The organism is Streptomyces sp. NPDC001153 (assembly GCF_053598315.1).
The window spans coordinates 57436-82369 of the sequence record NZ_JBSFJZ010000014.1 but is presented as its reverse complement, the minus strand read 5'-3'; the positions used below and the strand labels follow the sequence as shown (position 1 = coordinate 82369).

23 protein-coding genes are annotated in these 24934 nt (G+C 71.2%); 4 read left to right on the top strand and 19 right to left on the bottom strand.

Annotation, left to right across the window (positions count from 1 at the left end; translation table 11 throughout):
* Window positions 1–8 precede the first annotated feature (8 nt).
* Entirely contained in the window at window positions 9–2078 is a 2070-nt protein-coding gene (locus ACWDEN_RS17940) for a carbohydrate-binding module family 20 domain-containing protein (RefSeq protein WP_450859620.1), read from the bottom strand.
* Window positions 2079–2275: 197 nt separating this feature from the next.
* On the opposite strand from ACWDEN_RS17940, the gene pulA reads away from it, so the two are divergent.
* On the top strand, window positions 2276–7648 hold the full coding sequence (gene pulA / locus ACWDEN_RS17935; protein ID WP_450859619.1) for a pullulanase-type alpha-1,6-glucosidase: 5373 nt from the start codon (window positions 2276–2278) through the stop codon (window positions 7646–7648).
* A gap of 32 nt (window positions 7649–7680) precedes the next feature.
* Window positions 7681–8043, top strand: a complete 363-nt coding sequence (locus ACWDEN_RS17930; RefSeq protein WP_351616557.1) for a 5-carboxymethyl-2-hydroxymuconate Delta-isomerase — start codon at window positions 7681–7683, stop codon at window positions 8041–8043.
* On the opposite strand, the gene ACWDEN_RS17925 is transcribed toward ACWDEN_RS17930, so the two are convergent.
* From ACWDEN_RS17925 to ACWDEN_RS17910, 4 genes are all read right to left on the bottom strand, one after another.
* The gene (locus ACWDEN_RS17925; RefSeq protein WP_351616554.1) at window positions 8040–8756 is read right to left on the bottom strand and encodes a TetR/AcrR family transcriptional regulator; all 717 of its coding nucleotides are present in this window, start codon (window positions 8754–8756) and stop codon (window positions 8040–8042) included. The genes ACWDEN_RS17930 and ACWDEN_RS17925 overlap by 4 nt on opposite strands.
* Before the next feature lie 36 nt (window positions 8757–8792).
* Window positions 8793–9815 (bottom strand): PDR/VanB family oxidoreductase, encoded by a 1023-nt coding sequence (locus tag ACWDEN_RS17920; protein WP_450859618.1) that lies wholly within the window; start codon window positions 9813–9815, stop codon window positions 8793–8795.
* The gene (locus ACWDEN_RS17915; protein WP_450859617.1) at window positions 9815–10693 is read right to left on the bottom strand and encodes a metal-dependent hydrolase; all 879 of its coding nucleotides are present in this window, start codon (window positions 10691–10693) and stop codon (window positions 9815–9817) included. Before ACWDEN_RS17915 ends, ACWDEN_RS17920 begins: the two co-directional genes overlap by 1 nt.
* A gap of 110 nt (window positions 10694–10803) precedes the next feature.
* The gene (locus ACWDEN_RS17910) at window positions 10804–12720 is read right to left on the bottom strand and encodes a hypothetical protein (RefSeq protein WP_450859616.1); all 1917 of its coding nucleotides are present in this window, start codon (window positions 12718–12720) and stop codon (window positions 10804–10806) included.
* Between the two features lie 130 nt (window positions 12721–12850).
* Here ACWDEN_RS17910 and ACWDEN_RS17905 point away from each other — a divergent pair, with 130 nt between their 5' ends.
* On the top strand, window positions 12851–13261 hold the full coding sequence (locus ACWDEN_RS17905) for a hypothetical protein (protein ID WP_450859615.1): 411 nt from the start codon (window positions 12851–12853) through the stop codon (window positions 13259–13261).
* A 129-nt stretch (window positions 13262–13390) separates the two neighbouring features.
* Here ACWDEN_RS17905 and ACWDEN_RS17900 read toward each other — a convergent pair whose 3' ends face one another.
* The 8 genes from ACWDEN_RS17900 to ACWDEN_RS17865 form a co-directional block, all read right to left on the bottom strand.
* A complete protein-coding gene (locus ACWDEN_RS17900; protein ID WP_450859614.1) occupies window positions 13391–14917 on the bottom strand; it encodes a DUF1996 domain-containing protein in 1527 nt (508 codons plus the stop codon).
* Window positions 14918–15053: 136 nt separating this feature from the next.
* Entirely contained in the window at window positions 15054–15707 is a 654-nt protein-coding gene (locus ACWDEN_RS17895; protein WP_351616536.1) for a response regulator transcription factor, read from the bottom strand.
* Entirely contained in the window at window positions 15692–16957 is a 1266-nt protein-coding gene (locus ACWDEN_RS17890) for a sensor histidine kinase (protein WP_450859613.1), read from the bottom strand. The genes ACWDEN_RS17895 and ACWDEN_RS17890 overlap by 16 nt, the downstream gene beginning before the upstream one ends.
* 31 nt (window positions 16958–16988) lie before the next feature.
* Entirely contained in the window at window positions 16989–18041 is a 1053-nt protein-coding gene (locus tag ACWDEN_RS17885) for an NAD-dependent epimerase/dehydratase family protein (protein WP_450859612.1), read from the bottom strand.
* Between the two features lie 77 nt (window positions 18042–18118).
* A complete protein-coding gene (locus ACWDEN_RS17880) occupies window positions 18119–18685 on the bottom strand; it encodes a winged helix-turn-helix domain-containing protein (RefSeq protein ID WP_450859611.1) in 567 nt (188 codons plus the stop codon).
* Window positions 18686–18804: 119 nt separating this feature from the next.
* Window positions 18805–19092, bottom strand: a complete 288-nt coding sequence (locus tag ACWDEN_RS17875) for a hypothetical protein (RefSeq protein ID WP_450859610.1) — start codon at window positions 19090–19092, stop codon at window positions 18805–18807.
* Window positions 19093–19178: 86 nt separating this feature from the next.
* The gene (gene glnII, locus ACWDEN_RS17870; protein WP_450859609.1) at window positions 19179–20210 is read right to left on the bottom strand and encodes a glutamine synthetase; all 1032 of its coding nucleotides are present in this window, start codon (window positions 20208–20210) and stop codon (window positions 19179–19181) included.
* Window positions 20211–20351: 141 nt separating this feature from the next.
* Complete coding sequence (locus ACWDEN_RS17865) at window positions 20352–20762, bottom strand: MarR family transcriptional regulator (protein ID WP_351616521.1); 411 nt, start codon at window positions 20760–20762, stop codon at window positions 20352–20354.
* A gap of 68 nt (window positions 20763–20830) precedes the next feature.
* On the opposite strand from ACWDEN_RS17865, the gene ACWDEN_RS17860 reads away from it, so the two are divergent.
* Window positions 20831–21697 (top strand): alpha/beta fold hydrolase, encoded by an 867-nt coding sequence (locus tag ACWDEN_RS17860; RefSeq protein WP_351616519.1) that lies wholly within the window; start codon window positions 20831–20833, stop codon window positions 21695–21697.
* A 3-nt stretch (window positions 21698–21700) separates the two neighbouring features.
* Here the strand turns inward: ACWDEN_RS17860 and ACWDEN_RS17855 are convergent, their stop codons facing one another.
* The 6 genes from ACWDEN_RS17855 to ACWDEN_RS17830 all read right to left on the bottom strand — a co-directional run bounded on the left by ACWDEN_RS17855 (window position 21701) and on the right by ACWDEN_RS17830 (window position 24860).
* Window positions 21701–22420, bottom strand: a complete 720-nt coding sequence (locus ACWDEN_RS17855) for a hypothetical protein (RefSeq protein ID WP_351616516.1) — start codon at window positions 22418–22420, stop codon at window positions 21701–21703.
* Window positions 22421–22540: 120 nt separating this feature from the next.
* Window positions 22541–22909: an ArsC/Spx/MgsR family protein gene (locus ACWDEN_RS17850; protein WP_351616513.1), complete on the bottom strand. Its 369-nt coding sequence runs from the start codon at window positions 22907–22909 to the stop codon at window positions 22541–22543.
* Window positions 22910–22934: 25 nt separating this feature from the next.
* A complete protein-coding gene (locus ACWDEN_RS17845; protein ID WP_450859608.1) occupies window positions 22935–23840 on the bottom strand; it encodes a PhzF family phenazine biosynthesis protein in 906 nt (301 codons plus the stop codon).
* Entirely contained in the window at window positions 23833–24066 is a 234-nt protein-coding gene (locus ACWDEN_RS17840) for a hypothetical protein (RefSeq protein ID WP_450859607.1), read from the bottom strand. The genes ACWDEN_RS17845 and ACWDEN_RS17840 overlap by 8 nt, the downstream gene beginning before the upstream one ends.
* A complete protein-coding gene (locus ACWDEN_RS17835) occupies window positions 24059–24292 on the bottom strand; it encodes a hypothetical protein (protein WP_450859606.1) in 234 nt (77 codons plus the stop codon). The genes ACWDEN_RS17840 and ACWDEN_RS17835 overlap by 8 nt, the downstream gene beginning before the upstream one ends.
* A complete protein-coding gene (locus ACWDEN_RS17830) occupies window positions 24285–24860 on the bottom strand; it encodes a carboxymuconolactone decarboxylase family protein (protein WP_450859605.1) in 576 nt (191 codons plus the stop codon). The genes ACWDEN_RS17835 and ACWDEN_RS17830 overlap by 8 nt, the downstream gene beginning before the upstream one ends.
* Between the last annotated feature and the right edge of the window lie 74 nt (window positions 24861–24934).

Genomic DNA, 24934 nt, shown 5'->3' with positions numbered 1-24934 from the left:
TGTTACGGCTACTTCCAGGTGTCACTGGTCGTGTAGCCTGACGAGCTGCCCGTCGTGTACGAGCGGTTGCTCCCCGACTCCCATGTCACGTTTCCAGAGCTGTCCTTCTTCAGGAATTTGTACGCGAAGGTCGTGCTCTTGGGGACGATGACCAGCCTGCTCCAGTTCGGGTAGGAGGCGGAGGACAGGGGGATGGCGTCGCTCGTGTTCCAGGAGCCGAGGGACGGGATCGAGCCCACGACGTAGACGTTGGTGCCCCAGTCGGTCGTCGCGTGCTCGTTGAAGGTGACGTCGGTGGCGTCGGCGTCCGCCACGTTCCAGGAGTTGTCGAGGGACAGGGCCGACGTGGTCGTGGACGCCGGCCTGTTGGCGTTCGACTCCCACGTCACATTGCCCGAAGAGTCCTTCTTCACGTACTTGTAGGTGAAGGACGTGTTGACCGGCACGCTCACCTCGCCCGACCACACCGGGTAGCCGGAGGAGGACAGCCGGATCGCCTTCGAGGTGTCCCAGCCGCCCAGCGCCGCGATGGATCCGACGACGTACACGTTGGTGCCGGACGTCGTGGACGCGTACTCGTCGAAGGTCGCGCTGACCGTGTCGCCGGAGCCGCCGCCCGCGTCGCCGCAGCCCACCGTGCAGGTGTAGGAGGAGTTGTAGAAGGCGACCGCGCCCTTCGCCGGGATGGTGAGCGACGCGCTGCCGCCCGACACGGTCACCGTCGACGCGCCGCCGTCGATCACGTTCTTGTACGTGCCGTCGGCCATGCCCGTGGCGAAGGTGTACGTCGCCGCGGACGTCCCGTTGTTCAGGGCGAAGAAGCCCTTGCCGCTGCGGCCGAAGCCGATCACGTCGGACGACATCGTCTGCCAGTCGGAGACCGCCGCCGTGGCGGTCGCGTTGTGCCAGGCCACCATGCCGACCACCGCGGTGTCGCGGTCCAGGCAGTACCAGGCGCCGCCGGCGCAGTCCGTGTCCGTGACGAAGCCCGAGGAGTTCGGCGGGGCCTGGTCGCTCTGGGTCCACTCCCAGCTGGCGTACACCGTGGGCGTGGACCACTTGTAGGCGAGCTGGAAGAGGTTGGCGAGCTTGTAGGTGTCGCCGTCCTTGTAGGACAGGTGGAGGCCGTTGCGCTCGGTGTCGTGGTTCGTCACGAAGGACACCGAGTTCGCGGCCGGCAGGATGCCGCTGGACTCGATCGAGGACAGGTCGCTGACGTTGCCCTGGAAGGCCGACTTCAGCCTGCTCGCGTAGGTGAAGTCCAGGACGTCACCGGAGGCGTAGTAGTCGGCGGGCTGCGGGGTCGTACCCGGGTAGACCTCCTGGAAGACGTACGGGGCCGAGCCCGACGTGGTGTTCGTCAGCTTGGACTCGATCGCCGCGATGTCGGTCTCGGGAATGTGCTTGGCGGAGTCCACGCGGAAGCCGTCCACCCCGAGCGCCAGCTGGGAGTTGAGGTAGTTCGCGATGCCCGCGCGGACGGTGTCCGAGCCGGTCTTCAGGTCGGGCAGGCCGAGCAGTTCGCAGTTCTGGACCTGGGTCAGGTTCGAGTAGTCCTGGATGGTCAGGTCCGGGGTCGGGCACTCGCTGGAGTCGTGGTAGTCGGTCCGGCTCCAGTCGGGGGTGGAGTACTTGTCGGTGATCGTCGTGCCGTCGTAGCCGATGCCGGTCTGCGCGGCGGTGTGGTTGATGACCGCGTCGGTGTAGACCTTCACGCCCGCCTTGTGGCACGCGGTGATCATGGTGCTGAACTTCGCCTGGCTGCCGAAGCGGCTGTTCAGGCTGTACGAGTACGGCTGGTAGGCGTCCCACCAGTAGTACGACGACTGCTTGAGGGACTCCTCCGGCGGTGCCACCTGGACCGCGCCGTAGCCGGCCGGGCCCAGCACGTTCGTGCACTCGGAGGCGATGGAGTCCCAGTTCCACTCCCACAGGTTGGCGATGACATCGCCCTTGGCGGTGGTGTCCGCCTGTGCGGACGTCGCGGGAAGGGCGATGACTCCGGCCAGTGCGAGGGCGCCCGCGGCCGCGGCGGTCGCGGTCCGGCGGAGGACACCCGGGGGTCGGTGTCTGTTCATGTGCGGCTCCGAAAGAAGGGACAGCGTTCAACAACCCGTGAGCGTGAGGGAGTTGAGAAGGGCACGTCAAGGTTGACGCTGAAACTTCTTGCTATGAGTTTCAAGACTCTTGCTGTAAACCTTTCGGCGGCGATACGGTCGCGCGGGGTCGGACCCAAGGGATCCAAAAGAGCCGCATCCGCTAGGAGTTACCGCCTGTGATACCGAGAGCGAAACGGGCCGCGGCCGTCACCGCCGTGGCCCTCGCCGCCGCCCTGATCCAGCCACTGGCCGCGCGGGCGGCCACCCCGCCCGTGCCTCCCTCGGACGCGAAGCTCGCCGCCGTACCCGCCCGGCACGACGACACCCGCGAGCAGTTCTACTTCGTCATGCCGGACCGTTTCGCCAACGGGGACACGTCCAACGACAGGGGCGGACTGACCGGCTCCCGGCTCAGCACCGGCTACGACCCCACCGACAAGGGCTTCTACCAGGGCGGCGACCTCAAGGGCCTGACCCGGAAGCTGGACTACATCAAGGGGCTCGGCACCACCGCCATCTGGATGGCCCCCATCTTCAAGAACCGTCCCGTGCAGGGCACGGGCAGCAACGCCTCCGCCGGCTACCACGGCTACTGGATCACCGACTTCACCCAGGTCGACCCGCACTTCGGCACCAACAACGACCTCAGGACCCTCATCTCCAAGGCGCACGCCAAGGGCATGAAGGTCTTCTTCGACGTCATCACCAACCACACCGCCGACGTCGTGGACTACCAGGAGAAGTCCTACGACTACCTCTCCAAGGGCGCCTTCCCCTACCTGACCAGGGACGGCAGGCCCTTCGACGACGCCGACTACGCGGGTGGCACCAGGAAGTTCCCGGCCGTCTCCAGCGGCTCCTTCCCGTACACCCCGAAGGTCACCAGCCGGTCCAAGGTCCCGGCCTGGCTCAACGACCCGACGATGTACCACAACCGGGGCGACTCGACGTACGCCGGCGAGTCCACCACCTACGGCGACTTCTCCGGGCTGGACGACCTGTGGACCGAGCGTCCCGAGGTCGTCCACGGCATGGAGAAGATCTACGAGCGGTGGGTGAAGGACTTCGCCGTCGACGGCTTCCGGATCGACACCGTCAAGCACGTCGACATGCCGTTCTGGACCCAGTGGGCGACCGCGCTCGACACGTACGCGGCGGCGCACGGGCGGAAGAACTTCTTCATGTTCGGCGAGGTCTACTCCGCCGACACGAACATCACGTCCCCGTACGTCACCCAGGGCCGCCTCGACGCCACCCTCGACTTCCCGTTCCAGGACGCGGCCCGCTCCTACGCCTCCCAGGGCGCGAGTGCGCAGAAGCTGGCGGGCGTCTTCGGCGACGACTACAAGTACACGACCGACAAGGCCAACGCCTACGAACAGGTCACCTTCCTCGGCAACCACGACATGGGCCGCATCGGGTACTTCCTGAAGCAGGACAACCCGAAGGCCACCGACGCCGAGATCCTGAAGAAGGACGAGCTCGCCAACGAGCTGATGTTCCTCAGCCGCGGCAACCCGGTCGTCTACTACGGCGACGAGCAGGGCTTCACCGGCTCCGGCGGTGACAAGGACGCCCGCCAGACCATGTTCGCCTCCAAGGTCGCCGACTACCTGGACGACGACGAGATCGGCACCGACCGCACCCACGCCAGCGACTCCTACGACCCGAGCGCACCGCTGTACCGGCAGATCGCCGCGCTGTCCGGGCTCCGCAGGGCCAACCCGGCCCTGACCGACGGAGTCCAGACCCAGCGCTACGCGGCCGACGGCGCGGGCGTCTACGCCTTCACCCGTACGGACGCGAAGACCGGCCAGGAGTACGTCGTCGCCCTCAACAACGCCGGCTCGGCGCAGACGGCGACCTTCGCGACCGGCTCGGCGGGAATGTCGTACCAGGGCATCTACGGCGCCACCGGCTCCGTGACGTCCGACGGCGACCGCAAGGTCACCGTCACCGTCCCGGCCGAGTCCGCCGTCGTCTACAAGGCCGCCGGCACCCTCGACCGGCCCGCCGCCCGGCCGACCGTCACCCTGACGGCCCCGGCCACCGGAGCCACCGGCACCGTGGACGTCACCGCCGGCGTCGACGGCGGTCAGCTCGACCGGGTCGTCTTCGCCGCCCAGGTCGGAAACGGCCGGTGGCAGGTGCTCGGCTCCGCCGACCACGCCCCGTACAAGGTCACCCAGACCCTCGGCAAGGACGTCCCCGCCGGGACCGCGCTGCGCTACAAGGCCGTCGTGATCGACTCCGCCGGGCACACCGCGAGCGCCACGGCGAGCAGCACCTCCGGCACCCCGCCCGCGCCCGAGGTCCCCACGGCCTCCTCCCGCGACTACGTGATCGTCCACTACAGGCGCACCGACGGCGACTACGGCAACTGGGGCCTGTACGCCTGGGGCGACATCGCCGACGGCGAGGCCACGACCTGGCCGGCCAGCCACCCGTTCACCGGCCGGGACGCCTACGGCGCCTTCGCCTGGGTCAAGCTCAAGCCCGGCGCCTCCAACGTCGGCTTCCTGGTCATCGACAAGAACGGCGACAAGGACGTCTCCGCCGACCGGAGCATCGACGTCACCAGGACGGGTGAGGTCTGGGTCGAGCAGGGGAAGCCGGACGTACTGACGCAGAAGCCCGACTACCCGGCCCAGGACAAGACCAAGGCGGTCATCCACTACCACCGTGCCGACGGGAACTACGACGGCTGGGGCCTGCACGTCTGGACGGGTGCCGCGAACCCCACCGACTGGTCGAACCCGCTGAAGCCGGTGAAGACTGATGCCTATGGCGCGGTCTTCGAGGTGCCGCTCACCGCGGGTGCCACCAGCCTCAGCTACATCATCCACAAGGGCGACGAGAAGGACCTGCCCGCCGACCAGTCCCTCGATCTCAAGGCCGACGGCTACGAGGTGTGGCTGTTGAACGGCCAGGAGAAGTACCTGCTGCCGCAGCCGGCGGGCAGCGCGGCCGCCCTCGACCTGAGCACCTCCAAGGCGATCTGGATCGACCGGGACACCGTCGCCTGGAACGGCGCGGACGGCGCGGCCTCCACCCAGCTGCTGTACTCCCTGGACGGCTCGATCGCCGTCAAGGACGGGGCGCTGACCAGCGACGACGAGCGCTGGATCCGGCTGGAGAAGACCACGCTGACCGACGCCCAGAAGGCGAGGTTCCCGCACCTGAAGGACTACACCGCCTGGTCCGTCGACCCGCGCGACCGGGACCGGGTCCGCGAAGCCCTCAAGGGCCAGCTCGTCGCCTCGCAGCGCGCCGCCAACGGTGCCGTCCTCGCCGCGACCGGGGTGCAGATCGCGGGCGTGCTGGACGACCTGTACCCGGCCGCGACCAAGGCGCAGCTCGGGCCGGTCTTCCACGACGGCAAGCCCACACTCTCCGTCTGGGCGCCGACCGCGCAGGACGTCTCGCTGGAGCTGGACGGCTCGGTCAAGGCCATGCACCGCGACGACACCACCGGCGTCTGGTCCCTCACCGGCCCGGCGTCCTGGAAGGGCAGGTCCTACCGGTACGTCGTCAGGGTCTGGGCGCCCAGCGTCCGCAAGATGGTCACCAACCAGGTCACCGACCCCTACTCGGTCGCCCTGACCGCGAACTCCGAGCGCAGCCTCGTCGTCGACCTGAACGACAAGGCCCTCGCCCCGAGCGGCTGGTCGGCCCTGCGCAAGCCCAAGGCCGTACCGCTGAAGGACGCGCAGATCCAGGAGCTCCACATCCGGGACTTCTCGATCGCCGACAAGACCGTCCCGGCGAAGGACCAGGGCACCTACCTGGCCTTCACCGACAAGAACAGCGACGGCTCCAGGCACCTGAAGCAGCTGGCGAAGTCCGGGACCTCCTACGTCCACCTGCTGCCCGCCTTCGACTTCGCCACCGTCCCGGAGAAGAAGGCCGACCAGGCGAGTCCCGGCTGCGACCTGGCCTCCTACGCGGCCGACTCCGACCAGCAGCAGGCGTGCGTGGCGAAGACCGCCGCGAAGGACGCCTACAACTGGGGCTACGACCCGTACCACTACACGGTCCCCGAGGGCTCGTACGCCACCGACCCGGACGGCAGTGCCCGTACGGTCCAGTTCCGCAGGATGGTGCAGGCGCTGAACGGGGACGGCCTCGGGGTCGTCATGGACGTCGTCTACAACCACACGGCGGCCGCCGGCCAGGCGGACACCAGCGTGCTGGACAAGATCGTGCCCGGCTACTACCAGCGGCTGCTCGCCGACGGCTCGGTGGCCAACAGCACCTGCTGCGCCAACACCGCGCCCGAGAACGCGATGATGGGCAAGCTGGTCGTGGACTCGATCGTCACCTGGGCCAGGGAGTACAAGGTCGACGGGTTCCGCTTCGACCTCATGGGCCACCACCCGAAGGCCAACATCCTCGCGGTCAGGAAGGCCCTGGACGCGCTGACCCCGCAGAAGGACGGCGTCGACGGCAAGAAGATCATCCTGTACGGCGAGGGCTGGAACTTCGGCGAGGTCGCGAACGACGCCCGGTTCGTGCAGGCCACCCAGGCGAACATGGCCGGCACCGGCATCGCCACCTTCTCCGACCGCGCCCGTGACGCCGTACGCGGCGGCAGCCCCTTCGACTCCGACCCCGGCATCCAGGGCTTCGCCTCCGGGCTGTACACCGACCCCAACTCCTCCACCGCCAACGGTTCGACGGCGGAGCAGAAGGCGCGCCTCCTGCACTACCAGGATCTGATCAAGGTCGGCCTGTCCGGAAACCTGGCGAAGTACCACTTCACGGACACGAACGGCAAGGAGGTCACCGGAGCGGAGGTCGACTACAACGGCTCGCCCGCCGGCTACGCGGACGCACCCGGCGACGCCCTCGCCTATGTGGACGCGCACGACAACGAGTCGTTGTTCGACGCCCTGACCTACAAGCTCCCGAAGGACACCTCCGCGGCCGACCGGGCCCGGATGCAGGTCCTGGCCATGGCCACGGCCGCCCTCTCGCAGGGGCCGTCCCTGTCCCAGGCGGGCACCGACCTGCTGCGCTCCAAGTCCCTGGACCGCAACTCCTTCGACAGCGGGGACTGGTTCAACGCCATCCACTGGAACTGCGCCGACGGCAACGGCTTCGGGCGCGGGCTGCCCATGGCGGCCGACAACCAGTCCAAGTGGGACTACGCCAGGCCGCTGCTGACCGGCGTGCGGGTCGGCTGCCCGCAGATCACCGGCGCCTCCGCGGCCTACCAGGAGCTGCTGAGGATCCGGACGTCCGAGAAGGCGTTCTCGCTCGGTACGGCCGCGCAGGTGCAGGACGAGCTGTCCTTCCCGCTGTCCGGCAAGGACGAGACGCCGGGTGTGATCACGATGAAGCTCGGTGACCTGGTCGTCGTCTTCAACGCCACACCGCAGCGGCAGGAGCAGAGGATCGACGCCCTCGCCGGCACGCCGTACCGGCTGCACCCGGTGCAGGCCTCCGGCGCCGACCCGGTGGTGAAGACCTCCGCGTACGCGGCCGGCTCGGGCACGTTCACCGTCCCGGCGCGGACGGTGGCGGTGTTCACGCGGGCGGGGAAGTAGGGTCGGACCGACGCCGTAGAACAGGAGTGCGCATGCCGCAGATCACCATCGACTACTCGGACATCGTGGAGAACGCCTTCGACCGCGAGGGCTTCGCCCGGGCGCTGCACGAGGCGACCGTGGAGATCGCGGCGGCGAAGCCGGAGGCCTGCAAGACGCAGTTCCGGCCGAGCGCGTACACGGTGTACGGCTACGAGGACCCCGGGGCGCGCGGGCACGCCATCGTGCACGTGACGATCGGGCTCCTCGCCGGCCGCAGCGACGAGACGAAGGCGAGGCTGACGGAGACGGCCCTGGAGCTGCTCCGGAAGCACCTGGCGGACACAGGCATCGCCCTGCACGCCTCCGCAGAGGTCCTCGACCTCGACCCGTCGTACCGGAAGTTCGACCGCTAGGGAGCCAGGGAGATCAGCCGGCCGACGAGCTCCGCGAAGGGCCCGTCGGCCGGCTCGTCCTTGACCATCTTCTTCAGCAGGGTCGTCATGTCCTCGTCGTAAGCCGCACTCACCGCCGCCAGCGCGGCGAAGTCGTGCACCAGCTGCAGCTCCAGCTCGGCTCGCGGGATGCGCCGGCCGTCCAGCCAGAGCAGGGCCGTGGACTCGGCGAGGGAGATCCAGGAGCGGACGACCAGTTCGAGGCGCGCGGGTGCCTCGGTGACGCCGAGGTGCGCGAGCATGTGCTCGTAGGCGGCCTGGCGTACCGAGTCGATGAGCGCGTTGGTGGCCGAGACGTGGTCCTTTGAGCTGACTCCGTCCGCGGAGACGGCCGGGCCGCCGCGCATCAGCGCGGAGAAACCGGGTCCGTGCTCGTCCACGAAGTCGAAGAAGCGGCCCATCACCCGCAGCAGCCGGGCGCCGAGCGGGCCCTCGTGCGGCTCGGCGAAGCGGCCGGCGAGGTCCTCCGCGGCGCGCTTCAACGCGGCCTCGTACAGGCTGAGTTTGCCGGGGAAGTAGTGATACACCAGCGGGCGTGAGATGCCCGCGGCCGACGCTATCTCGTCGATGGAGACCTCGTCGGGCGAGCGGCGGCTGAACAGGTCGAGGGCGACGCCGATCAGCTGCTGCCGCCGCTCCTCGACGCCCATCCTGCGGCGAACCCCGGTACTCATGCGAACACCTTACCGATCGGGTTCGACCGCAGGTGATCACATGTCGAGCACCAAACGATCACTTCGGGCGCGCGAGACGCAGATCAGCATCGAGTCGGCGCGTTCCTCGTCCGTCAGCAGCTCGTCCCGGTGGTCGATCTCCCCTTCCAGCACCCGCTGTTGGCAGGTCCCGCAGAAGCCCTGCTCGCAGGAGTAGGCGGTGTCCGGCAGTTCCCGGCGTACGGCGGCCAGAACGGTGGAGTCGGCGGGAACGGTCAACGTCCGCCCGCTGCGGCGCAGTTCGACCTGGAAGCCGGTGTTGCCGTCGGACGACGCCAGAGGCGCGAACCGTTCGAGACGGACGTCCGGGAAGCGTGCCGCGACGGCCGCCATGAGTCCCTCGGGACCGCAGCAGTAGACGGCGGCCCCCTCGCCCACCTCCAGCGCGTCGAGGTCCGGCCGTCCCTCCACGACCGTCACCCGGTCTCGGCCCAGCTTCCCGACCTCCTCCAGGAACGGCATCGAGGCCCGGTCGCGCCCCGCGTACAGCAGCCGCCAGTCGGCGTGCTCCGGCAGTGCCCGCAGCATCGGCAGCAACGGGGTGATCCCGATCCCGCCGGCGACGAAGACGTACGACTCCGCCTCGACCAGCGGAAAACGGTTCCGCGGCCCGCGCACCTGAAGTTCCATGCCCTCCGTCACCTGCTCGTGCACCTCGCGCGAGCCGCCCCGCCCGTCCTCGACCAGCCGGGTCGCGACCGTGTACGAGGAGGTGTCCTCGGGGTCCCCGCACAACGAGTACTGCCGGACCAGCCCCGACGGCAGGACGAGGTCGAGATGGGCTCCGGGCTCCCAGCGCGGCAAGTCCGGCCCCTCGAGGCGGAGTTGCACGACCCCTTCGGCCACCGTCTCGCGAGAGGTCACCAGCAGCCGCAGCGCCCGTGAGCGCGGCCGGCCCGAGGTGGGCTTCTCCAGCGCGGGCATCGGCCACAGCGGCGAGACCCGGATCCGGCGGCGCAGGGCTCCCCGGGCCAGCAGGGCGGCGCCCGCGACGAGCACGACGGTACGTGGCTTCGGCATCAGGCGGCCCTCTTCTCCGCCGCCGTGGCCGCCGGGGAGGCGGCCAGATAGGCGACGGCCTGCTCGGTGTCGCCCTCCTGCGAGGGGTGGTAGCCGCGGCTCAGGTAGCGGAGGATGGACCTGAGCATGTCCCCGGTCCCCGGCAGCAGGCCCTGCCTGCCGCGGACGTGGAAGTCCTTGAAGGAGGCCTTGCCGTCGATGAGGGTCGGGTCGTTCTCCATGAAGAACCGCGTCCCGCGCTGCCACAGGAACACCAGCGCCGAGAAGGCCGTGGCCCAGGTGCGGACGCGCCGCCGGTAACTGCCGTCGACGTGCAGGAACAGCTCGAAGGCGACGGAGCGGTGCTCGACCTCCTCGGCGCCGTGCCAGCGCAGCAGGTCCAGCATGGTCGGGTCGGCGCCGCGCCGGTCCAGTTCCTCCGCGTTGAGCACCCAGTTGCCGAGGAACGCGGTGTAGTGCTCGATGGCCGCGATGAGCGCGACCCGCTCCATCAGCCACCACCGGCGCGCCCGGCCCGGCGGCAGCGTGCGGTCGCCGAGCAGCTTCTCGAAGAACCAGTCGACCTGTGCGGTGTACGGCGTCGGGTCGAGGCCCTGCTCGCGCAGGTGCGGCAGCACCTCGTCGTGGGCCTGGGAGTGCATGGCCTCCTGCCCGATGAACCCGATGACGTCCTCACGGAGCCGCTCGTCGCGGATGTACGGCAGCACCTGCTTGTACACGTGCACGAACCACCGCTCACCGGCGGGCAGCAGCAGGTGCAGCACGTTGATGGTGTGCGTGGTGAACGGATCCTCCGGCACCCAGTGCAGCGGTGTGCCGTCCCAGGAGAAGGACACCTTGCGTGCCTTGAGCGGCACCCGGGCCTGCGTGTTAGACATGGCGTCAATGTACTGATCGGTAGGCTCGCTGAGAACCCCTCGGGCAGTGCTTGTTTACGCCGGTGTCAATAAAGGCCGCCGATGTTCGATGAGGAGCCGCCGCAACCGCCCTACCGCAACCCGCTCACCTCGGTGCCGTCCGTCAGCGTGCCCTTCAGCGAGGCCTGGGCGCCCTTCTTGGCCCGGGCCACCAGGAACTGCCCCTGCCCGGCCACGGTGACCGCGCCGCCCGCCCGGATCGACGCCGTGTCCTTGTCACCCGCCGCCAGCAGATACCAGTGGCCGGCCGCGGACTTCCACAGCACCCCGGCGAGCACATGGGGATCGCGTGGACCGCAGGACCGCGCGTCCGTGCCCCTGGCGACCACCGCGCCGACCGGATGGCCCGGCAGACCGAACAGGGCCAGCGAGCCCGTACCGTCGCCGCGCCAGGTCTCGGCCCTGGTGCACACCCATGAGGCCGCCCCACTGCCGTCGGGCAGCGGCTGGTCGGCGAACGACCAGGCGTTGACACTGCGCACCCCGCCGGAGCGCTCCGCGTCCAGCGCGCAGGCGAACGGCGCCCAGGCCCGCAGCCCGGCCGCCCCGGACGCCTCGCCGGCCGAGCCGGGCCCGCCCGCGGTCAGGTGGGCCGGTACCAGCTCGCCCAGGTCGGTGGCGAGCGCGGTGCCGGAGGCGGAGGTCAGCTGGAGCACGGTCCAGGAGGCGCACTTGCCGGGCTGCAGCGCGGGGCTGGCCAGCGGCGCGGTGACGCCATGAGTGACGGTCAGCGGGGTCGCGTCCGCGTCCGGCTTCATCAGGTCCCGGGAGGCCACCTTCTTCACCCAGGGCGCGATCAGGTACTGGGCGTTGCCGTCGGAGCGGCCCAGCAGCAGCGCGCTCGCCTCGGCGCCGGTCGCTCCGTCGACCCGGGCGAGGTCGAGGGCCGCGCCCTGGGTGCCGTCGGCCGGCTCGGCGTAGCGGGCGATGCGCAGACCGTCGTAGAAGATCACCACGTGGGCGTTCGCGACCCGGCCCGCGTACAGCAGCTGGGGCGGGCCGGCCGGGCCGCCGGTCTGGGTGCCGGGGGTTGCCGAGACCCGGACCGTCGCGCCGGGGCGGGCCCACACCGCGAGGGCGCGGTGCAGCAGGGCCGTGTCGCCGGTGAGCGGGCCGCGCGCGGGCCACACCGAGAAGTCGGAGCGGGCGGCGGTCTTCCAGTCGACGGGGGAGACCTGGATCAGCCGGGCGGGGTCGAGGGCGGCCTCGGCGGCCGGGTTCTGGGCGTAGACGGGCGCGGCGGCGCCGTCCGGGCCCCAGCCGCCCGAGGGCAGGCCGATCAGCGCCCCGCACACCGTGAGCGCCGCGGCGGCGGCGAGGGCGGCCTTGGTGTGCTGGCGGCGGCGCATCAGATCGGTGGGCCGGGCCTGCAGCAGACAGGGGTCGAACTCGGGGGAGGAGAGCAGCGCGGGCTGGGTGGGCACGCCGTTCGCCGAGGCCAGCGCCCCGCCCGCGTCGTCCACCCCGGCGGCGGTGAGCAGCTCCCGGATCTCGGCGTCGGGCAGCTTCTCCAGGCCGCGCAGCACGTACGCGGCGCGGGCCGGGCCGGACAGCGTGGACAGGCGCTGGTCCAGGGCGAGTTCGTCGGCGCCGCCCGAGCGCGGGAACAGCCTCAGGCCCCACACCTGGGGCAGCAGCGGCGGCAGCTGGGCGAGCCGGGGCAGGCCCTTGCGGGGCCGGGCCGCCTCCAGCGCCGCGGCCAGGACACGCTCGCGCAGGAAGGCGTACCCGGGGTCGCCCTCGCGCCCGGAGGCCGGGGCCGGGATCACGGACCGCTGCTCCCGGCCTCTGGGCAGGGCGCGCTGGACGAGCGCGTGTGCGGTCAGCACCCGGCGGCTGCGGCCGAGATCCGGCGGCAGCACCAGGTAGGCGATGCGGACCAGCCGTGGATAGTGCTCGACGAGCGCGGCCTCGGCCTGCTCGACATCGACCGGACCGTTGTTCTCGGAGGCGGGCGCGTGACGCTGGGCTACATCCTGTGACTGCACGTCATGGAGAACGAGCGAGCCGTGGGTTGGTCACCACCGGATGGGTGATTCCGGGATTTGAGCGCACGGCGGCCCGGAGCCGTATCCGAAGGAGCTGAGGCACGCTCGGCCCACAGGACCGGAGGAACAGATGAGGGTGACACGACTGCTGCCGGCCGCCGCGGCCGTACTGGCGCTGGCGGGCTGCGGCACGGGCGGGGACACCAAGGCGGTCCCGCCCACCGCGACCGGCAGCCTGGAGAGCCTGGCCGCCCAGGTGAAGTGCACACCGAACATGCAGATCGACTCCGACGAGGTCCGTCAGGCCATCTGCAGGAACCCCGACGGCAGGTTCGTCTTCGCCACGTTCGCCACCGACCGCGGCCAGCGCGAGTGGATCAACGACGCGAAGGACTACGGCGGCTACTTCCTCGTCGGCCGCAAGTGGGTCGCCGTCGGCGACGACGGGGTCGTCAAGGCGCTGCGCGGCACCCTCGGCGGGGACGTGGAGATGGGCACGAACCATGCCGGCCATTCCGGCCACTCCGGGCACGGCGGCTGAGACGGCCCTGTCGCCGTATCGAAGGCCGTATCGCCGTATCGCCGTAGCGAAGCGGGCGCGGACACGGGAAAGGCCGGTGACGGGAGGGGGGTCCGTCACCGGCCTCGCTGTGTGGCCCGTGTCAGGCGGTCATGCGCATTTCCGGCCGCTGTTGATGCAGTTGGCGATCCGGTTCGCCAGGCCACCGGTCGTGACGCTGATGAAGTCGTCGTGATCGGTGATCGGCTTGTGCAGCTCCTCCGGGAAGCCGTCGACCGCGTAGGCGTTCTTCACCGTGCCGTCCGCCTGGATGACGGGCTGCGGCACGTTGTAGACCAGGCGCATCGTCAGCTGCGGGATCGCCTTGAAGCCGTTCGGGCAGACCCCGCTCGCGGGATCGGCGAAGGCCACGTGCGTGCGGTGGTTGGCGCTGTCGATGTTCTGGCCGTCCCAGCAGCTCTGGAAGGCGAACGAGCGCACCACGTTGCTGCCCTGCGGGCAGATCGGGTACTGCGTGGTCAGCTGCACCTTGTTCTCGAAGCCGGTGCAGCTCCAGTGGGCGTTGGCGTTGGCCGGTCCGTTGACGAACGCCTTGGCGTCACCGGTGATGATCCGCAGGAACTGCGGCATCGCGACGACCTTGCTCGCCGGGCTGCCCACGTACTTGATCTGGGCCTGCTGGGCGACCAGGATCTTGCCGACGTTGAGGTCCTTGCCACCGCCGTCCGCGTTCGCGTCCTTCTCCTGGGTGCCGTCCTGCTCGCGGATGACCGGCCAGTAGTACGCCGACAGGTCGTTGCGGTTCTGGCAGCTGGTGCCGCCCTGCAGGAACGTCTGGTTGCTGGAGAAGGCGTTGACCTTCTGGTTGCCCACGTAGTCGTGCACGTGGTGGGCGCCGTTGGTCACGCCGGGCGCGACGATCACGTTGTCGCTGTTGTGGTTCTGGTTCGCGTTCACACCGCAGCGGGTGATGAACGTGCCCGTCGAGGCGTTGGGGGTCTGGTTCGGCTTGCTCTGGACGTTCGGTGCGACCTTGGTGATGTCCACGAAGTCCGCCGCGGAGGGTCCGTCACCGCCCTGGCCGCCGTTGTTCTTCTGCTGGCCGCCCTGCTGCTGGCCGCCCTGCTGCTGACCGCCTTGCTGCTGGCCGCCGTTGTTCTGCTGCTGGCCACCGCTGTTCCCCCCGGCGGTGGTCTGGTTGGCGTTCTGCGTCGTACAGGCGGCGAGCTGCGACAGGGCGTTGTCGAAGCTGCCGCCGACGCGCTGGATGTCGATCCGGATCCGGTTGATCGTCGCCGCCCGCTTGTCCTTGAGCGGACCGACGATCGCGTTCTGCACGAAGCTCGGATCCTTGGCCTGCGCGTCGCGCGTGGAGGCGAGCCGGGTGTAGGCCTCGGTGATCTGCTTGTCGAGGTTGGCCAGCTCCGTCGCCACGCCCTGGCGGGCCCGCCAGGGCACGTTGGTCAGCTTCTGCTGGACGTCCGGACAGGAGATCGTCGCGACCTGCGCCGTGGCGGCCTTCGTCTGGTTGCCTCCCCACGTCTGGTTGTTCGACTCGTGGGCAGAGGCGTAGAAGTTCGCCCAGATCAGCCCGCCCCCACCGAGCGCTAGGGCCGCCGATGCGGCTATGGCCTTGGCGGCCAGCGGCGTACGGCGTTTTCGTGTGTTGCGTCCCATGGAACTCCTCTGACTTCCTTGCGGGGCAGCATCGAGGCGCCCGACAGGAGTGAAGCGGCGCCCTTCCATACGCACGCCGCCCCAGAGGTGTTCACCGGTCTCACAAATTCCTCGCAGAAACAGGTGAGTTGGCTGGTCAGCGGTCCCGGTCCAGATAGGCCAGGACCGCCAGCACGCGCCGGTTGTCGTCGTCCGACACCTCCAGGCCCAGCTTGGCGAAGATGTTGGAGGTGTGCTTGGCGACGGCCCGTTCGGTCACCACCAGCTGGGCCGCGATGGCCGCGTTCGACCGGCCCTGCGCCATGAGCTCCAGCACCTCCAGCTCGCGCGGGGTCAGGCCCGCGAGCGGCCGGTCGTCGCCGGCCTGGCGGGACAGCAGCTGCTGGATCACCTGCGGGTCCATCGCCGTACCGCCCGCCGCGACGCGTCGTACGGCGTCGACGAACTGCTCGGCGTCGAACACCCGGTCCTTCAGCAGATAGCCGATCCCGCCGTTGCCGTCGGCGAGCAGCTCGCGCGCGTACAGCTGCTCCACGTGCTGGGAGAGGACCAGCACCGGCAGCCCGGGCCGGGCTCCCCGGGCCGCGAGCGCGCACTGCAGGCCCTCGTCGGTGTGCGTGGGCGGCAGCCGTACGTCGACCACGGCCACGTCCGGCTCCAACTCGGCCAGGGCGCGGGAGAGTTCGGGGCCGGACTCGACGGCGGCCGCGATCTCGAAGCCGAAGGCCTCCAGCATCCGCACCAGCCCGTCGCGCAGCAGGAAGAGGTCTTCGGCTAGGACAACGCGCACGGGATCTCCATGGTCACCAGGGTGGGGCCGCCGGCGGGGCTGCTGACGGCCAGGACGCCGTCGAATGTACCGAGCCGGCGCTCGACCCCGGCCAGACCCGATCCGGCGCCGACCGCCGCGCCGCCCTTGCCGTTGTCGGTGACCGTGATCCGCAGGAGCCCGTCGGCATGGTGCACGTCGACCCAGACCCGGTCGGCGCCGGAGTGCTTGGCGGCGTTGGTGAGCACCTCGCTGACCGCGAAGTAGGCCGCCGACTCCACCGGTGCGTCCGCCCGGCCGGGCAGTTCCACGGTCACCTCGGTGGGCAGCGGCAGCCGCAGCGCCAGCGCCCTTACGGCGTCGCCGAGTCCGCGCTCGGCGAGGACCGGCGGGTGGATGCCGCGCACCAGGTCACGCAGCTCCTCCAGGGCCTCGGCGGAGTTCCGGCGGGCCTGGGCCAGCAGCCGCTTCGCCTGGGCGGGGTCCCGTTCCACCAGCATCTCGATGGTGCCGAGGTCCATGCCCATGGCGACCAGCCGGGCCTGCGCGCCGTCGTGGAGGTCGCGCTCGATGCGCCGCAGTTCGGCGGCTGAGGTGTCCACGGCCTCCCGCCGGGTCTCGGTCAGCACCCGGACACGTTCGGCGAGTTCGCTGTCGCCCGGGCTGAGGACGGCCCGGGTGAGGCGAAAATGAAGGCGCATGAGACGAGGGGTGTAGCGGAACGCGAGCACCAGGAGCAGGGCCGCCAGGACGGCGGCGGCCAGCGCGGTCAGCGGGCCGTCGACCGGCACGAAGAGGTACCAGTACGGGCCGCCCGTCACGCGCCACAGCCCGCCCGCCACCGCGAAGCCCTCGAACGGGTAGAACAGCAGCAGGGCCGGGAGCAGCGCGGTGACGAAGCCCGCGGTCATGTCCACCGGCAGCCACAGCACGTCCCGGCGGACCTGGGGGTCCCGGAGCAGGGCGAAGGTGCGCGTCCAGGGGTTGGCGCTGCTGGGCAGCGGCCGGTACACCACCGGGATCCGCACCCCGCACCACTCCGCCGCGAGCTTCCTGCGGGCGTCCGCGAGGGCCTGTACGCCGGTCAGGACGGCCGGGGTCGTCACGAGCCCGACACCGACGGGGACGAGCGCGACGGAGACGAGGGTCAGGACGAGGAACGCCACCCCGCAGGGCAGCACGGCCACGGCCAGCGTCAGCCCCCGTACGGCGGCCAGCACCGTGCTCCGGGCCCGGGTGCGGAAGTCGTCACTGCTGGTGTCGGTCATCATGCCGTCAGTCTTGCCGACGGCCGTGTGCGCGTCAGTCGTCCGAAGTCGCCTCTTCGGGGGTGGTGTCAGGTACACCCCCGCCGCCGGCCAGCACCTTCGCCTCCACCTCCGGATCGACGCCCGGGGCCGTCCGGTCCGGCCGCGTCGGCGCCACCCCGCCGAGCTCCGTCAGCCAGCGCCAGGTGTCCGCCACGGTCTCCGCGGCCGGCCGGCACACCAGGCCGGTCGCCAACGCCCGTGACACGTCCGTGCGGTGGACGCAGTCGTACAGCTCGGTGCCCGGCGGCACCCACACCGGCAGGTCGGTCCACGGTTCGATCCCGGCGGCCAGGATCGCCTCCGGGTCGGTCCAGCGCAGCTCGGCGTCCGCGCCGGTGACCCGGACACAGAGGTCGAGCAGCTCGCCCATGGTGCTGTGCCCCGGCGGGCCGATCAGGTCGTACGGCCCGCTCAGCGACTGTTCCACCGCCCCGAGGAGCCATTCGGCCAGATCGCGGGCGTCGATGAACTGCACCGGCAGCTCGCGCGGCCCGGGGGCCAGCACCGGGCCGCCGCGGGCGATCCGGGTCAGCCACCAGGGCAGCCGGCCCACGTTCTCGTACGGCCCGAGGATCAGCCCCGCCCGCACCAGCAGCGAGTCCCGCTCGCCGAAGGCCTCGACGGCGGCCAGTTCACCGCCCCGCTTGTCGCGCGCGTAGTCGGTCGGCCCCGCGTCGGCTGCGGCGCCCTCGACCGGCGCCCCGGACCCGGCGGTCCCGCCCAGGCTGGGCCAGGGCCAGGCGTACACGGACCGGCTGGAGACGTACACGTACCGCTCGGCACGGCCCCGCAGCAGCCGTGCCGCCGCGAGCACGGCACGCGGCTCGGCCGACCAGGTGTCGATCACGGCGTCCCAGGAGCCGGCGTCGGCGGCGAGGGCGGCCAGGCCGTCCGGGGCGGTGCGGTCGCCGTGCAACGACCGTACCCCGGGCGGTGGTTGGTGCCGCCCCCGGTGGAAGACGGTGACCTCCCAGCCGCGCCCCAGCGCCGCCTGGGCGACCGCCCGCCCCACGAACTCCGTACCGCCCAGCACCAGAAGTCTCATACCGGTGATCGTGCCCGCTCCGGGCGCCGGGCGGTACGGGGCTCTGCCGAGGGCAGAGCCGGTCTTCCGGCTGCCGGTCAGCGGCCGGTCGGCGGGATGTACTTGTAGCCGACCCGGCGCACCGTCTGGATCGACTGGCGGTGCTCGGCACCCAGTTTGCGGCGCAGCCGGGCGATGTGCACGTCGACGGTGCGGCCGTCCCCGACGTGGCCGTAGCCCCACACCGTGGTGACCAGCTGGTCGCGGGTGTGGACCCGGTTCGGGTGCGCCACGAGGTGGGCGAGCAACTCGAACTCGAGGTAGGTCAGGTCGAGTTCACGTCCGTCGACGCTTGCGGTGCGCTGCACCGCGTCAATGCGGACGAGGGCATCGCCGGACGGCTCGGCCGTGGTCTCCAGCTGGTCCGGCACCGCGACCGGCAGGAACGGCGGGTGCTGGTCGGCCGGGACCAGCACCAGGTAGCCGACCATCGGCGGCTGTCCGGGCAGGGCCGGCAGGGCGTGCTGCGGCGCGGGCAGCCAGGTGGCGCCCGGCGGCAGGAAGTCCGCGACGTCGACCACCTCGTCCCGGTCGACGGCGCGCAGCCGGTGCCGGGCGGGGGCGGTGAGGGTGGAGGCGGGGGAGAGGGAACGAGTGGTCGCCATGAGAGGTCAGCTCTTTCGCGCGAGAGGTTCGTCGGTGGGAGCGACGGCCGCGATGTGTGGTCGGGCGCGCCGGGGGACGTACGTCGTTTCGCGCTGGCCGAAGGCCGGGGATTACGGCTTCAAAGGGCCCGCGCGTGCATCGCGCGGCAACACACCCGGTCGAAGTCGTGGTGCTGACGGGAAGGCCAGAAGGGCTCGAGGTCATGGCGACCCGTCGCGGTGTACTTCTGGAAGCTGGCCATGGGCCCATTGAAGCAGACGCGGGCGCCGGACAGGAGCCCTGCGTGAAATGTCGTCTCGGTATCCGGACAAGGGCCGTCCGGCCGCGCGTTCGGCGGCGGGACGGCCCGGGCGGAGGAGTCGTAGCTGCCGCCCTGGTGGCACGGCACCGGGACCAGGCCGTCCATGGCCTCCTCGCGTACGTCCGGGTCCGCCGATACGCAGCAGGAGCGCCCACCACGACGGCGGGCGCCCCTGTCGGAAGCGGGACGGATCAGACCTGGCCGACCTTCTCCAGCGCGGCGCAGCAGGTGTCCACCAGCAGGCGCGTCACCACGTAGGGGTCGACGTTGGCGTTCGGACGGCGGTCCTCGATGTAGCCCTTGCCGTCCTTCTTGACCTGCCACGGGATGCGGACCGAGGCACCGCGGTTGGAGACGCCGTAGGAGTACTCGTTCCACGGGGCGGTCTCGTGCAGACCCGTCAGACGGTCGTCGATGCCGGCGCCGTAGTTCTTGACGTGGTCCAGCGGCTTGGAGCCCTCACCGAGGGACTCGCACGCGGTGATGATCGCGTCGTAGCCCTCGCGCATGGCCTTGGTGGAGAAGTTGGTGTGCGCGCCCGCGCCGTTCCAGTCGCCCTTGACCGGCTTCGGGTCCAGGGTCGCGGAGACGCCGAAGTCCTCGGCGGTGCGGTACAGCAGCCAGCGCGCCACCCAGAGCTGGTCGGAGACCTCCAGCGGGGCGAGCGGGCCGACCTGGAACTCCCACTGGCCCGGCATGACCTCGGCGTTGATGCCGGAGATGCCGAGACCGGCCTTCAGGCAGTTCTCCAGGTGGGCCTCGACGATCTCGCGGCCGAAGATCTCATCGGCGCCGACACCGCAGTAGTAGCCGCCCTGCGGGGCCGGGAAACCGCCCTCGGGGAAGCCCAGCGGGCGCGCGCCGTCGAAGAAGGTGTACTCCTGCTCGATGCCGAAGACCGGCTCCTGCGCGGCGAACTTCCCGGCGACCTCGGCCAGCGCGGCGCGGGTGTTGGACGGGTGCGGCGCCATGTCCGTGTCGAGGACCTCGCACAGCACCAGGATGTCGTCGCCGCCGCGGATCGGGTCCGGGCAGGTGAAGACCGGCTTGAGCACACAGTCCGAGGAGTGGCCCTCGGCCTGGTTGGTGGAGGAGCCGTCGAAGCCCCAGATCGGCAGCGCGTCGAGACCGGCCGGGGTACCCGTGATGATCTTCGTCTTGGAACGGAGCTTGGCCGTCGGCGCGGTGCCGTCGATCCAGATGTACTCAGCCTTGAAGGTCACGGGGCCACATCCTTAAGCGGTGGGTCGGGCGCACTCGTCGGCGCGGGTGCGGCGGCGCTGCGGCACTGGGGCGCCGCTCGAACTGCCGCGCAGCCTGTCAACAGGCGGTTTCCCGTCCATTGCCCTTGTGTGAACCCCGTGTTACCTGGTCGTTCTGTGTCCCGGCTCACGTTGTGAGGCGCCCGCGGGCGGGGTATGGGCACCCTCCGCCGCGGCCTGCCGCACCCCGTCGAGGACGTCCCGGATCGCGGTCCGCCGGTGGTCGTCGTAACCGCGCAGCAGTTCCAGCGAGCGCTCGATCAGAGGCCGGGAGAACGTCCGGGCGGGTTCCACGGCACGGTCCGTCACCTCCACGACGACCTTCCGCCGGTCGTGCCGTCCGCGCGCCCGCCGTACCTGACCCGCCCGCTCCAGGCCGGTCCAGCAGCGCCGTCGTGCCCGCCGGGTCAAGCCCGAGCGCAGCCGTTCTGCTGGGTCGAACCGGCTGCTGTGCGGGCCGAGTTCGACGGCGACGGCACGCGGCGGGCAGACGGTCTCCAGATCGGACGGCATGCGGGATCTCCCGACTGTCGTCTCGCTCGGCGAGTATCTTGCCGAACGAGACGACAGGGGGCGGTTCCGTGGCCGGAGGCACCGGATTCGACAGCGAGGCCTTTCGGGTTGCGTACGACACGGTCCTGGCGAAATGGCCCGCCGAGCGGGAAGCGCTGACGCTCGCCACGCCCCTCGGTGACACCCGTGTCACCTCCTGCGGCCCCCGCGACGCGCCCCCGCTGCTCCTGCTCCCGGGCGGTGGCGGGGCCACCTCCGTCTCCTGGTACGCCCAGGTCGCCGAACTGGCCCGGATCCGCCGGGTCCACGCGGTCGACGTGCTCGGCGCCCCGGGCCTGAGCGTCCCGGCCGGCGACCGCCACCCCCGCGCGGTCGCCGGCCTGACGCTCTGGCTGGACGCGGTCCTGGACGGCCTGGGCGCCGCCTCGGCGGACCTGGGCGGGCACTCGTACGGCGGCTGGATCGCCCTCCACTACGCCCTGCACGCCCCGGCCCGGACACGCCGCCTGTTCCTCCTGGACCCGACCCAGTGCTTCGCCGGGTTCAAGGCGGCGTATCTGCTGCACGCGCTGCCGATGCTGCTGCGTCCCACACCCCGCCGGGTCCGGGCCTTCCTGGAGTGGGAGACCGGGGGAGCACCCCAGGACCCGGACTGGCTCGCCCTCCAGGAGGCGGCCGCCGGCTTCCCGGCCGCGAAGCCGGTGACCGGCCCGCGCCCGGCACCGGACGCGCTGCGGGCGCTGGAGGCGCGGGTCCTGCTGCTCGTGGCCGCGAACAGCAGAACCCATGACCCTCGCGAGGTGGCTGCCAGGGCGGCCGCGCTGCTGCCGCACGTGGAGACGGACGTCCTGCCGGGCGTCTCGCACCACGCGCTGCCGCAGGCGGCTCCCGCTGCCCTGGCCGGCCGCCTCACCGCCTTCCTGTCCGGTCCCTGAACCTCACCCCACCTTCTCGATGCGGGCGTGCCGGATGAGGAACTTGCCGGGCTCCCGGACCTGTTCGAAGGCCGCGTTGTTGAGCAGCACGCAGCTTCCCGAGACGGAGGTGACCTTCACCGTCGTGGACTTGTTGTTGTCCAGGTTGGTCACCTTCAGGGTCGTGCCCGCCGGGAACTGGTTGCTGGACGCGGCCGGGGCGCCGGCCTCACCGGAGAGCGTGACCGTGGAGCCGTTGCAGACCTGCTGGCCGGAGGCCGCGGCGGCGCCACCTCCGTTGTTTCCCGCGGCGGCGGACTGCGAGGGCTGCGCGCTCTGCTGCCCGGCACCCTGCTGGCCGGCCTGCTGCCCGGCGCCCTGCTGGCCGGCCTGCGCCTGCTGCCCCGTCTGGGAGCCCTGAGCCGACTCCCCAACCGTGCAACCGGCCGCCTTCTGCTGGACCTCGATCTGCTTGATGACCGCCTCACGGTTGGCGATCCGGGCTGCCGACTGCGCGTCCGGATGGGCCTTCTGGTCCGCGATGAACCGGTCGTTGTTGCCGTGGGCCGTGGCCAGTCCCTGGCACACCGTCGAGTCCGCCGCCGACAGCGTCTTCGCGTTGTGCGCGGGCTGGGCGGCGTTGGACGTGGTCGCGAGTGCGAAGGCTCCGCCGCCCGCGACCGCCGCGGCGCTGACGAGCAGCGCGATCTTCTTCTTCGTGCCGAGAGTTCTCCTGCGCGACATGCGCGCCTCCTGAAGAGGTAGGGGAGCGTACGCCGCTATGTACGAGATACCGAACGAGGTTACTCAGTGGTTGCAGGAGTAAGTGAAGTGGGCTGTGTCACAGGGCAGTTGAGCGTCGGCTCAGCTCTTGTTGTGCGCCAGGGCCTCGCGTACCGCGTCCTCGGAGCGGGCCACCAGGGCCGTTCCGTCGTCGGCGGTGATGATCGGCCGCTGGATGAGCCTGGGGTGCTCGGCGAGCGCGGTGATCCACCGGTCCCGCGAACTGGCGTCCCGCGCCCACTCCTTGAGCCCCAGCTCCTTGGCCTCGGCCTCCGCCGTGCGGGTGATGTCCCACGGCTCGAGGTTCAGCCGCTCCAGTACGGCCCTGATCTCGTCCTCGCTCGGCACGTCCTCCAGATAGCGGCGGACGGTGTACTCGGCTCCCTCGGCGTCGAGCAGGCTGATGGCACTGCGGCACTTGGAGCAGGCCGGATTGATCCAGATTTCCATGCGGCACACGGTACGCCAAGGCCCGCTAGCGCCCGGTGACGCCGGTCCCTGCCGGGAGCCGGACCGTGCCCGCCACGATCGCGGCGCCGCCCACGCGCACGAGCCGTGCGGGCGCGCCCGGGGACGGCGGCTCCGCCGTGGCGGTGATGGTGGACGGGGAGCCGAGGGCGTCCCCCAGGTCGGCGGTGATGCCGGTCGGGCTCCTGGCGGCGAGATGGGCGGCGAGGCAGCCGGTGCTGTTGGCGTTCGCGATGTCCTCGGGCACACCGATCGACGGCGCGAACATCCGGGCCGCGAGACGCCCCTCGTCCGTCGGCTCCGTGTACACGTAGCAGCCGAGGAGCCCGCCCCGGTCGCAGGCCGCGCGCAGCCGGTCGAAGTCCGGTGCCAGCGAGTCGAGAACGGACCGCGCGGCCACCGGGACGAGCAGCCGCGGCCGTCCCACCGAGGCCACGCGGAGGGGGCCGGACAGGGCCCGCGCAGTCAGGCCCAGGGCGTCGAGGACGGGCTCCGGTTCGCCGGGCCCGGGCGCGCGCAGGCCGACGGGGCCCAGGGTGAACTCCGCGGTGAGCCTGCCGTCGTCGCGGACGGCCCGGCCGGTGAAGACGCGTTCCCGGGTGCGGAGGGTGGCCCGGTACTCCCGGCCTCCGGCACGCTCGGCCAGACACGCCAGCGCGGCGACCGTGCCGTGGCCGCAGGCCGGCAGCTCCCCGGTGGCGGTGAAGAAGCGCAGGGTCACCTCGGGACCCTCGGCGCCGGCGTCGCGCGTGCCGACGAAGACCGCATGGGAGGTGCCCGCCAGCACCGGAACCGCTCGCCGGGTCACGTCGTCCAGGTCGGTGTCCGGGAGGACCGCGGTGGGGCTGCCGCCCGTGCCGTGGCGTGTGCAGGCGTGCACGATGGTCGGGTGTGGTGCGGCGTTGTCAGGCATGCGGGTGTCCTTGGGCCGGGAATGTGGTGGCCCAGGGCTCGGCGTCCAGGAGCAGACCGTTGGCCGGCTGGCTGATGGTCCGGTACCGGTTCGCGGGGACCGGAACCGCTCGCCGGGTCACGTCGTCCGGGTCGGTGTCCGGGAGGACTGCGGTGGGGCTGCCGCCCGTGCCGTGGCGTGTGCAGGCGTGCACGATGGTCGGGTGTGGTGCGGCGTTGTCAGGCATGCGGGTGTCCTTGGGCCGGGTATGCGGTGGCCCAGGGCTCGGCGTCCAGGAGCAGACCGTTGGCCGGCTGGCTGATGGTCCGGTACCGGTTCGCGGGGACCGGAACCGCTCGCCGGGTCACGTCGTCCAGGTCGGTGTCCGGGAGGACTGCGGTGGGGCTGCCGCCCGTGCCGTGGCGTGTGCAGGCGTGCACGATGGTCGGGTGTGGTGCGGCGTTGTCAGGCATGCGGGGGTCCTTCGGCCGGGTATGCGGTGGCCCAGGGCTCGGCGTCCAGGAGCAGACCGTTGGCCGGCTGGCTGATGGTCCGGTACCAGCCTGCCAGGACCAGGAACTCCAGCAGTCGGGCGTCGTCGTAGTGGGCGCGCAGGCCGTCCCAGGCGGCGTGCGAGAGGCGGGCCGTGTCGTGCAGTTCGTCGACCGCGTCGAGCAGGGCCCGGTGGCGCGGCGCCCAGGTGGCGCCGGCGGTGGGGTCCGGCTCGGTCGTCGCCCGGAGCTGCTCCGGACCGAGGCCGACCTGTCCGGCGAAGGCGGCGGCGTGCACGCCCCACTCGTAGGCGCATCCGGCGCGCGCGGTGACCCGGGCGATGACGACCTCACGGTCCAGGGCGGGCAGCAGCCCGTGTCCCAGCAGTCCGGCGCCCAGGGCGAACATCCGCGAGGCGAGCTCGGGGTTGCGGTGCAGCACCCGGAACAGGGTGATCGGTTCGTGCCCGACGCCCGGCGGCATCCAGCGGCGCAGCGCCCGGTCGATCGGGGCGGGACAGGGCGGGGAGAGCGGTTCGATGCGCGGCATGCGACAACACCTCCTGCTTCGATTTCCGAATCATCCTGGTGCTTCGATTTCAGAAGCGCAAGAGGGTCCGGGAA

Coding starts and splice junctions, on each gene's coding strand:
- ACWDEN_RS17930 (WP_351616557.1), top strand. CDS start 7,681: ATGCCGCAGATCACCATCGACTACTCGGACATCGTGGAGAACGCCTTC.
- ACWDEN_RS17890 (WP_450859613.1), bottom strand. CDS start 16,957: ATGATGACCGACACCAGCAGTGACGACTTCCGCACCCGGGCCCGGAGC.
- ACWDEN_RS17885 (WP_450859612.1), bottom strand. CDS start 18,041: ATGAGACTTCTGGTGCTGGGCGGTACGGAGTTCGTGGGGCGGGCGGTC.
- ACWDEN_RS17830 (WP_450859605.1), bottom strand. CDS start 24,860: ATGCCGCGCATCGAACCGCTCTCCCCGCCCTGTCCCGCCCCGATCGAC.
- ACWDEN_RS17865 (WP_351616521.1), bottom strand. CDS start 20,762: ATGCCGTCCGATCTGGAGACCGTCTGCCCGCCGCGTGCCGTCGCCGTC.
- ACWDEN_RS17855 (WP_351616516.1), bottom strand. CDS start 22,420: ATGTCGCGCAGGAGAACTCTCGGCACGAAGAAGAAGATCGCGCTGCTC.
- ACWDEN_RS17835 (WP_450859606.1), bottom strand. CDS start 24,292: ATGCCTGACAACGCCGCACCACACCCGACCATCGTGCACGCCTGCACA.
- ACWDEN_RS17925 (WP_351616554.1), bottom strand. CDS start 8,756: ATGAGTACCGGGGTTCGCCGCAGGATGGGCGTCGAGGAGCGGCGGCAG.
- ACWDEN_RS17850 (WP_351616513.1), bottom strand. CDS start 22,909: ATGGAAATCTGGATCAATCCGGCCTGCTCCAAGTGCCGCAGTGCCATC.
- ACWDEN_RS17920 (WP_450859618.1), bottom strand. CDS start 9,815: ATGCCGAAGCCACGTACCGTCGTGCTCGTCGCGGGCGCCGCCCTGCTG.
- ACWDEN_RS17900 (WP_450859614.1), bottom strand. CDS start 14,917: ATGGGACGCAACACACGAAAACGCCGTACGCCGCTGGCCGCCAAGGCC.
- ACWDEN_RS17915 (WP_450859617.1), bottom strand. CDS start 10,693: ATGTCTAACACGCAGGCCCGGGTGCCGCTCAAGGCACGCAAGGTGTCC.
- ACWDEN_RS17845 (WP_450859608.1), bottom strand. CDS start 23,840: ATGCCTGACAACGCCGCACCACACCCGACCATCGTGCACGCCTGCACA.
- ACWDEN_RS17905 (WP_450859615.1), top strand. CDS start 12,851: ATGAGGGTGACACGACTGCTGCCGGCCGCCGCGGCCGTACTGGCGCTG.
- ACWDEN_RS17840 (WP_450859607.1), bottom strand. CDS start 24,066: ATGCCTGACAACGCCGCACCACACCCGACCATCGTGCACGCCTGCACA.
- ACWDEN_RS17940 (WP_450859620.1), bottom strand. CDS start 2,078: ATGAACAGACACCGACCCCCGGGTGTCCTCCGCCGGACCGCGACCGCC.
- ACWDEN_RS17880 (WP_450859611.1), bottom strand. CDS start 18,685: ATGGCGACCACTCGTTCCCTCTCCCCCGCCTCCACCCTCACCGCCCCC.
- ACWDEN_RS17875 (WP_450859610.1), bottom strand. CDS start 19,092: ATGGACGGCCTGGTCCCGGTGCCGTGCCACCAGGGCGGCAGCTACGAC.